Consider the following 8,974-nt stretch of genomic DNA (forward strand, 5'->3'; position numbering starts at 1 on the left):
GGGCACGACCGCGATCCCGGCTTTGCGCAACAGCGCGCTCAACGCTTGCCCATTCGCCATGCCACGACGAACGAGAGCAGACAGCCGACGACGAGGTAAGCCGCAACGGGATGCCAAGACCCACCCGCGAAGGCAACGAGCGCCGCGGCGATGAACGGCGTAAAACCGCCGCCGACCACACTCGCCACCTGATAGCCCACCCCGGCGCCGCTATAGCGGTACGAAGCGCCGAAGAACTCCGTAAACATCGGTTGTTGGACGCTCACGACCATGTCATGCGAGATATTGGCAAGCAACACCGCGAAAATCACGATCGGCAGCGTTGCGCGCGCTTCGAGCGCGAGGAAGAACGGTACAGCCGCCAGCGCACCGATCAGCGCGCCCGTCAAATAAACACGCCGCCGCCCGAACCTGTCGGCCAGCCATGCAAAGCACGGGATCGTCACGCAACTGACCGAGCCCACGATCAAGCCGATATGCAGGAAAAGATCGCGCGACATACCGAGGTTTGCCGTCGAGTAACTGAGCGCGAATGTCGTCACGATGTACATCGTGAACAACTCGGCCAGCCGCAGTGCAATGATGAGCGCGAAGCCGCCGGGATGGTTGCGCAGCGCTTCGAGCACCGGCAGGCGCGCCTTGTGGTGCCCGACCTCGACTTCCTTGACGAACTCCTGCGACTCTTCCATGCTCGAGCGAATCCACAGCGCCACACCGACAAGCACGACGCTGAACAGAAACGGTAGGCGCCACCCCCAGGATTTGAACGCCGCATTGTCGATCGATTGGCTGATGATCGAAACGATCCCCGTCGAAAGAATCAGGCCGACGCCATAACCCACCTGCACACCACTGCTATAGAACGCTTTCTTGCCTTCCGGCGCGCTTTCAACGGCCATCAACGCGGCGCCGCCCCACTCCCCGCCCACGGCAAAGCCCTGGATGGCCCGCAGCGCGACGAGCAGCACGGGCGCCCACCAGCCGATGCTGGCAAATGTCGGCAAAAGCCCGATCGATGCGGTGGACAGCCCCATCAGCATGACGGTCAACACGAGCATGCGCTTGCGGCCGAGACGGTCTCCGAAATGCCCGAAAACGACACCGCCCAATGGCCGGAACAGAAAACCCACGCCGAACGTCGCGAACGCGGCGATCATGCCCATCGCGGGTCCCACGCTCGGGAAAAACGCCGAGTTGAACACGAGGGCGGCGACGATGCCGTAAAGCAAAAAATCGTACCAATCGACGACGGCGCCGACGAAGCTGCCGAGCGCGGCTTTTCGCGCGCGGCTTCGCGACGGATCGATCGCGGCCTTGTCGAGTGCGTGAGCTGCTGGAATCATGACGATGTCTCCGGATTATTCGAATCGACGCGAACGCGCCTGGCCTGTTCGTTCGAGGCTGCGGTACCCCAAAGCACCGCGCTGTGCGACAGTTGCACGGAGCATAAGCGGGCGAGCTTGCGCAGACAACGGATTTCCGGCGGACGACGTGCGATGATCGCAATGTTCCGTGCGATGATCGCACGCTTTCGGGGTTTGCACCGACCGGCCGGCCGATCGAAAAACGCTGTGTGCGCCGGCAGGCTCGCAGGTAGATGTACTGAATGGTTAAAATTACGCGTCGCGGCAAGCGCTGCATGAGCCCGAGGAGGCTGTCCCAATGATCACCGACTTTCCCGATTCGTCCGCAAAGCCGCTCGTCGGTGACAGCGCGCCATCCAATCCGCTTGGCATCGCCGGACTCGAATTCGTGGAGTTCGCGGCGCCCGCGCCCGACGCGCTTGCGCGGCGTTTCGAGCAGCTAGGCTTCACGGCGCGCGCGCGACACGTCAGCAAGGCCGTCACGCTCTACCGCCAGGGCACGATGAACTTCCTGATCAATGCCGAACCGGACTCGTTCGCGGCCCGCTACGCCGAGGAGTATGGAGCGGGCATTTGCGCGATCGGGGTGCGCGTGAACGATGCGCAACGCGCGTTCGAGCGCGCGACGGAGCGTGGCGCATGGGCCTTCGAAGGCGAAAGCGTCGGTCAGTCGGAACTCGTGATTCCCGCGATTCAAGGCATCGGTAATTCGCACATCTACTTCGTGGATCGGTGGCACGGCCGCGGCGGCGCGACCGGCGACCAGACGATCTTCGATATCGACTTTCGCCCGCTCCCCGCTGCGACCGGCAGCGCAACGACCGGCAGCGACGCCGGCCTGTCGCAGGTCGATCACTTCACGCAGATGGTCGGTGCGGGGCGAATCTCCGAGTGGCTGGACTTTTATCGGGAGATGCTCGACTTTCGCGAGATTCACGAGTTGCACGCCGACTGGCATGTTTCGTCCGATTCGCGCGTCATGCAGTCGCCTTGCGGTGGCATCACGATCCCGCTTTACGAAGAAGGCACGCAGCGCACGCGGCTCTTGCACGAGTATCTGCCCGATCATCCCGGCGAAGGCGTGCAGCACATCGCCCTTGCGACGAACGACATCCTGAGCTGCGTGGATAAGCTACGTGCGAACGGACTCGAGTTTCTCGAACCGCCGCCGCGCTACTACGCGGAAATCGACGCCCGATTGCCGGGGCATGGGCTCGATATCGAGGCGCTGCGCAGCCGTAACGTCCTGGTCGACGGCGCGATCGAGGAAAATGGCGCGCCACGGCTTTTCCTGCAAACGTTCGTCAGGCGGGGGCCCACCGAAATCTTCTTCGAGGTCGTCGAGCGTCGCGGTCATCATGGTTTCGGCGAAGGCAATCTGCAAGCGCTCGAACATGCCCGCGCGGCGGGCTAAGGCCTGCTGACGCGGCGCGGCCGGTGATCGACGCATGCTAGAATGCGCCGTCATAGCCGCACCCGCGCAAAATGAAAAAGGCCCCCGTCAAGGCAACCGTGTCCAACGGTAATGAGCTACCCGCCGAAGCCCGCCGCAAATACGATCCCGAAGAAACGAAGCGCAATATCCTCGAAGTCGCCACGCAGGAGTTCTCCGCGATGGGGCTTTCGGGTGCGCGCGTCGACGCGATTGCGGAGCGAACCAATACGACGAAGCGCATGCTCTATTACTACTTCGAGAGCAAGGAAGGGCTTTACGAAGCCGTGCTCGAGAAAGTCTACGGCGATATTCGCACGCTGGAGCAAGCGCTCAACGTCGAAGAACTGGAGCCCGAGGAAGGGATGCGCCGCCTGGTCGAATTCACGTTCGACTATCACGACAAGCACCGCGATTTCGTTCGGCTCATCGCAATCGAGAACGTCCATAGCGCGAAATACATCACGCAGCTGAAGGCATTCAAAAGCCGCAACGTCAGCATCGTCAATACGATCGAAGATTTGCTCGCGCGCGGGGCCGCCGAAGGACGCTTTCGGCCCGATATCGATCCGATCGATCTGCACCTGCTCATCAGTTCGTTCTGCTTTCACCGCGTGTCGAACCGCTATACGTTCGGCGCGGCGTTCGGCCGTGACCCGTCGCATCCGCGGTTGCGGACACGGCATCGGGACATGATCGTCGATGCCGTGCTGCGCTTCGTTCGCGAGCCGTGATGCAATCAGCGTAGACGCACCAGCGGCGACGGCGGCATTGCGCCGCCGTAAGATGCCCCGGTCCCGCGGTGAGCGGGGGCGGTTATGACGCCAGCGAAATCCGCTTGATATCGCCGACGACGAATACGTACGAGAGCGCCCCGATCAGCGCGACTACGCCGATGAAAACGAGCGCGCCGACGAACGATCCCGTTGCCGCGACGATGAAGCCGATCACGAGTGGCGTGACGATGCCCGCGAGGTTCGCCGCGAAGTTGAAGATGCCGCCGGTCAAACCGAGCAAGCCCTCGGGCGCGATGTCGGAAACGAGCGTCCAGCCCAGCGCGGCCATGCCCTGCGCAAAGAACGCAACCGACATGATCGCAATGACGACCGTGTCGCTCTTCACATAGTTGGCCAGCACGATCGTGGACGCGAGCAGGAGCCCGGTGATGATCGGCAGCTTGCGCGCGACGTTCGCCGACTTCCCGCGCCGCAGCAGCGAGTCGGACAACCACCCTCCGAACATCACGCCGATCGAAGCCGCAATGAACGGCAAAATGGCGAAGAAGCCGATCTTGAGCCAACCCATATGCCGTTCAGTGGCCAGATAGGTGGGGAACCACGTCAGGAAGAAGACCAGCGTCGAATTGCCGGCGAACTGGCCAAGGCAAATCCCCGTGAGCTGGCGATGCTTGAGCAACTCGCCGATCGTGCTCCACGAAAAGCTGCTCGATGCGCGTGCACGGTTGCGCTCGTCGCGCGTGAGACCACCGCCCGCCTCGATGTATTCGATCTCGGCCGCATTGGCACGCGGGTGTTCGTGCGGTTCGCGATAAAAGAGCCACCAGACGAGACCGAAGACGATACCGGCCGCGCCCACCACGAAGAACAACGAGCGCCATCCGTAAGCGCCCATCAACGCGAACAGCAACGGACTGAAGCACGCAAGACCGATGTATTCGCCGACCGTATAAGTCCCGGTGGCCAACGCCCGCTCGCGCTGGGGAAACCAGGTTGCCACGACGCGGCTGTTGGTCGGAAAGCAAGGCGATTCGGAAACGCCGAGTCCGAGCCGGCACGCGAGCAGCGATCCCACTCCGTGTACAAGACCTTGCGCAAGCGTGAAGACCGACCAGAACGTCATCGCGATGTAATACGTGAGCTTGCTGCCGAACCGGTCGAGAAAGATCCCGCCCGGGATCTGCGAGGCGGCATAGGTCCACGAAAAAGCGGAAAACATGATGCCCATCACCGCGGCGCCGATGCCGAGCTCCTTGGTGAGCTGCGGCGCCGCAATGCCCAACACCGTCCGATCGAGATAGTTGATCATCGTACCGATTGCGAGCAGCGCGAGGATCTCGTAGCGCGCGGACGAACGGCGCATGGTGCTCGAGGCCGTACGTTCGGCGGCTGGCGGCTGCCCCGGCACGCCGGAAGGAATCTGCTGTCGCATGGTTGATGTCTCCTGTCAGTATCGATCGAATAAGTGTGGTGGGAGTGCGGTAACGCGGCGGCGCCAGGGTCCGATGTTCAGCGCAGCAAGGTTTGGAAGTGCTCGAACATCCGTTCGGCATTCGGCGCGATGCCCGTAAAAATCTCGAATGCCTCGACAGCCTGATAGACAGCCATGCCGCCGCCGGTCAACGTGCGGCACCCCAGCGCTTCTGCCGCGCTCAGCAGCTCGGTCTTGATCGGGAAATAGACGACATCGGCCACCCACAGGCGCGGGTGCAGCAATTCCGACGGAAGCGGGAGCCCGGGATGCTTCGCCATTCCGGTAGGTGTCGCGTGAATGAGGCCGTCGGCCGCCGCAAGCGCATCCCCCAGCATCGCCGGCGAGCCGTCGATCGCATGAACCCGCGCTTGCGGAAAACGCACTTGCAGCTCGGCCGCAAGCGCCCGCGCCCGAGAAGGGTCGACATCGACGAGCGCGAGCTCGCGCGCGCCCATCGTCATCGCAGCGTGCGCCACCGCCGCACCCGCTCCGCCCGCCCCGAGCTGAACGACGCGCTCGCACGATGCGCCGGGTAGACCGCGCTCGAAGGCGCGGCGAAATCCGGACCAGTCCGTGTTGTGGCCGATGCGGCGCCCGCCTTTGAACTGCACGGTGTTGACGGCCCCGAGCGCGCGCGCGTCGTCGGAAAGCTCATCGAGCAGCTCGATGACGGCCTGCTTGCACGGATACGTCACGTTTACGCCATCGAATCCCATCGATTGGGCAGCTTCGAGCAGATTCGGCAATGCGGATACATCGCGGCGCAGCATTTCGAGGTCGATGCGGCGATACACGTACGTAAGCCCGAGGCGGCGGGCCTCCTCCTCGTGCATTGCCGGGGATAGCGATCCGCCTATGCCCGAGCCGATCAAACCGACCAGAAACGAGCGTTCGATTGTCCTTGTCACGACTGACTCCTGGATCCTGATTCCTGTCGGACGCAAGTGTCGCGCTTTTTCCCGCGCTTGTCGGTTGGGGTTTGTACGAATTTGTACCATCTAGTTAGTTCCTAGAATACAATCGACCGAACGCGTGCAGCATGGGCATTACTGCGCATGAATCTGTGATCAACTCGTACATTTTTCCTTGATCGACCGCTGCGGCAGCACGCAAACCGCGCGATCGGGAGTCCTTCATGAAACGCTCCATTGCAACCGTCTCCGTCAGCGGAACGCTGCTCGAAAAACTGCACGCCATTCGCCAGGCAGGTTTCGACGGCGTGGAGATCTTCGAAAACGATCTGCTCTATTTCGACGGAACGCCCGGCGATGTCCGACGCGCGGCGAATGACCTGGGGCTCGAAATCGTGCTGTTTCAGCCGTTTCGCGACTTCGAGGGCGTGAGCGAAGAGCGCTTCGCACGCAATCTCGAACGTGCGCGGCGCAAGTTCGAACTGATGCATGCGCTCGGTTCGGATCGCCTGCTCGTTTGCAGCAACGTGTCGCCCGATGCGATCGGCGACGAAGCGCTCATCGTCGATCAGTTGGGCGCGCTGGCATGCGCGGCGCAAAGCGCTGGCATCGTGGTGGCATACGAAGCGCTCGCCTGGGGCCGCCACGTCAAGACCTACGGACGAGCCTGGACGATGGTCGATGCGGTCGATCATCCGAATCTGGGGCTCGCCCTCGACAGCTTCCACACGTTGTCGCTCGGCGATCCGATCGACGGCATCGCCTCGATCCCCGGGCACCGGATAGCCTTCGTGCAGATTGCCGATGCGCCGAAGCTCGCGATGGACGTGCTCGAATGGAGCCGCCATTACCGCTGCTTTCCCGGCCAGGGGGACCTCGATGTGGCAGGCTTTACCGCGCGCGTCGTCGAATCGGGCTATGCGGGGCCGCTTTCGCTCGAGATATTCAACGATGGATTTCGCGCCGCACCGCCGGCCAGTACGGCGATGGACGGCTATCGCTCGCTGCTTTATCTCGAAGACTGCGCACGCACGCTGCTCGAAAACACCCACACGCCTGCTGCGCCCGGTGTTGCCCTGTTCGCGCCGCCGGCAGCGCCTGCGCACGTCGGCTTCCAGTTCCTCGAATTCGCCGTCGACGATGCGGCGGTTGCACAATTGACGGACTGGTTAGGCAAGCTTGGCTTTGCGCGTACCGGCCAGCACCGCTCGAAGGACGTCACGCTGTTTCAGCAGGGCTCGGCCGCAATCGTGCTCAATGCCGAGCGCGATTCGTTCGCCGGCGCGTTTCACGCGCGGCATGGCCTGTCGCTCTGCGCGTCGGCGTTTCACGTGGACGATGCCGGCGCTGCGTTCGAGCACGCGGCAAGCTTCGGTTACAAGCCGTTCTCGGGACGAGTGGGCCCGAACGAGCGCGTGCTGCCGAGCGTGCTCGCGCCGGATGGCAGCCTCCAATATTTCGTCGACGAGACGCCGGGTGCGCCCACGCTGTTCGAATCCGATTTCGTCCTCACGCCGAGCCCGACGCCGCACGAATCGAGGATCACCGGCATTGATCACGTCAGCCTCTCGCTACCGGGCGATTCGCTCGATACCTGGATTTTATTTTTCAGGACCGCGTTCGGTTTTGAAGCGGAACCGGCGTGGCTCGTTCCCGATCCGTATGGCCTCGTGCGCAGCAAGGCGATGCGCAGCCGCGACGGATCGGTGCGTATCGCGCTGAATGCATCGCTCGACCGGCATACGGCAGCGGCTAGAGCATTGGAAACCTATCGCGGCTCCGGGCTGGACCACGTTGCGTTCAAAACGCCGGACATCTTCGGCGCGCTGGCCGCCTTCCGCGCGAACGGCGTGCCCATGCTGCGGATACCGGGCAACTATTACGACGACCTTTCGGCCCGCTATGCGTTAGCCGACGAATTCATCGAAACGCTGCGCGAGCATCACATTCTGTACGACCGCGACGAGCGCGGCGGCGAGTTCTTGCACGCATACACGGAACAGATCGGTGGGCGCTTCTCGATCGAAATCGCCGAGCGGCGCGGCGGGTACGACGGCTATGGCGCGGCCAATGCCGCTGTCAGGCTTGCCGCGCAAGCGCGGACGCGGCGTTAGCCAGGCAGATGGCGCCCTCCGGAGCGTTTCGTGATTGCGCACGAGGACGGGGGGCACTCCGACACGCTGGTATGATTTTCCATCGTTTCGGAGATCGTCTATGCAGGCCATCAGTGGAAAGCCCACAGAACGCTACGAAGGCGCGGAGCCAGACACGCGACTGGATTTCCGACGCATCGTGCACGCCAGACACCACATTTCAAAGGTGTTTCGCGACACGCCCCACTTCGAGTGTCCCGCTCTCGGCGAGCTGTTGGACTGCGAGCTGATCGTCAAGCTGGAGACCGCCAACCCGATAGGGTGCTTCAAGGGGCGCGGGAGCGAGGTCGTCATGTCACGCCTCGCATCGAGCCAAGGGCCGAATGCCGCAGTGTGCGCCAGTGCCGGCAATCTGGGGCAAGCACTCGCCTATAGCGGCCGGGCGCGCGGTATCCCGGTTACGGTAATCGCAGGCACAAGTGCCAATGCCGCAAAGATCGATCGAATCCGTCGGCTGGGCGCCGCTGTCGAACTCGTGGACGGCGATATCGAGAATGCGCGCGAGCGGGCCCGGGAAATCGCCGCCAACGGCGATGCATTTCTCGTTGAGGACAGCGAGAACCTCGATACCTGTGAAGGTGCCGGCACCATCGGTCTGGAGCTCGTGGAAGGATTCGATCGCATCGATGTCATTGCGCTAGCGCTCGGCGGAGGCGCACTGGCGACAGGCGTGGGTCATGTCTTCAAAACCTTGTCGCCGGCGACGGACGTCGTCTGCATCCAGCCCAAAGGCGCCCCCGCGATGGCCATGTCATGGCGCGCAGGATCGATCGTCACCACCGAGCGCACCGATACCATCGCAGACGGTGTCGCGGGCAGGTTTCCCCTTCCAGCGGTTCTCCATGACCTGCTGGCCGTTGCCGACCACGTCCCGCTGGTCGAAGAGACGAGCATCGTAACGGC

General features: G+C 63.0%; 7 protein-coding genes. 4 read left to right on the forward strand and 3 right to left on the reverse strand.

Translation table 11 applies throughout. The annotated features are described in order from the left end of the window. Window positions 1-38: 38 nt before the first annotated feature. Window positions 39-1,343: a shikimate transporter gene (gene shiA / locus VGL01_RS26020; RefSeq protein ID WP_331574579.1), complete on the reverse strand. Its 1,305-nt coding sequence runs from the start codon at window positions 1,341-1,343 to the stop codon at window positions 39-41. A gap of 319 nt (window positions 1,344-1,662) precedes the next feature. Here shiA and VGL01_RS26025 point away from each other — a divergent pair, with 319 nt between their 5' ends. Both VGL01_RS26025 and VGL01_RS26030 read left to right on the forward strand, forming a co-directional pair. Next, complete coding sequence (locus VGL01_RS26025) at window positions 1,663-2,778, forward strand: 4-hydroxyphenylpyruvate dioxygenase family protein (protein WP_331574581.1); 1,116 nt, start codon at window positions 1,663-1,665, stop codon at window positions 2,776-2,778. A 71-nt stretch (window positions 2,779-2,849) separates the two neighbouring features. After that, window positions 2,850-3,530: a TetR/AcrR family transcriptional regulator gene (locus VGL01_RS26030; protein WP_331574583.1), complete on the forward strand. Its 681-nt coding sequence runs from the start codon at window positions 2,850-2,852 to the stop codon at window positions 3,528-3,530. Between the two features lie 82 nt (window positions 3,531-3,612). Here VGL01_RS26030 and VGL01_RS26035 read toward each other — a convergent pair whose 3' ends face one another. Both VGL01_RS26035 and VGL01_RS26040 read right to left on the reverse strand, forming a co-directional pair. After that, complete coding sequence (locus VGL01_RS26035) at window positions 3,613-4,965, reverse strand: MFS transporter (protein WP_331574585.1); 1,353 nt, start codon at window positions 4,963-4,965, stop codon at window positions 3,613-3,615. A gap of 77 nt (window positions 4,966-5,042) precedes the next feature. Next, window positions 5,043-5,915: a shikimate dehydrogenase gene (locus VGL01_RS26040; protein ID WP_331574587.1), complete on the reverse strand. Its 873-nt coding sequence runs from the start codon at window positions 5,913-5,915 to the stop codon at window positions 5,043-5,045. 227 nt (window positions 5,916-6,142) lie between these two features. Here VGL01_RS26040 and VGL01_RS26045 point away from each other — a divergent pair, with 227 nt between their 5' ends. Both VGL01_RS26045 and VGL01_RS26050 read left to right on the forward strand, forming a co-directional pair. Continuing rightward, entirely contained in the window at window positions 6,143-8,032 is a 1,890-nt protein-coding gene (locus VGL01_RS26045) for a bifunctional sugar phosphate isomerase/epimerase/4-hydroxyphenylpyruvate dioxygenase family protein (protein ID WP_331574589.1), read from the forward strand. Window positions 8,033-8,132: 100 nt separating this feature from the next. Continuing rightward, window positions 8,133-8,974, forward strand: an 842-nt coding sequence (locus VGL01_RS26050) for a threonine ammonia-lyase (protein WP_331574591.1), incomplete at its 3' end; no start/stop codon positions are given.

It is taken from the genome of Trinickia sp. (genome assembly GCF_036503415.1).
GTDB lineage: Bacteria > Pseudomonadota > Gammaproteobacteria > Burkholderiales > Burkholderiaceae > Trinickia.

Bases quoted from the DNA above. Each gene is read 5' to 3' on its own strand.
- shiA (WP_331574579.1), bottom strand. From the start codon at position 1,343: ATGATTCCAGCAGCTCACGCACTCGACAAGGCCGCGATCGATCCGTCG.
- VGL01_RS26025 (WP_331574581.1), top strand. From the start codon at position 1,663: ATGATCACCGACTTTCCCGATTCGTCCGCAAAGCCGCTCGTCGGTGAC.
- VGL01_RS26030 (WP_331574583.1), top strand. From the start codon at position 2,850: ATGAAAAAGGCCCCCGTCAAGGCAACCGTGTCCAACGGTAATGAGCTA.
- VGL01_RS26035 (WP_331574585.1), bottom strand. From the start codon at position 4,965: ATGCGACAGCAGATTCCTTCCGGCGTGCCGGGGCAGCCGCCAGCCGCC.
- VGL01_RS26045 (WP_331574589.1), top strand. From the start codon at position 6,143: ATGAAACGCTCCATTGCAACCGTCTCCGTCAGCGGAACGCTGCTCGAA.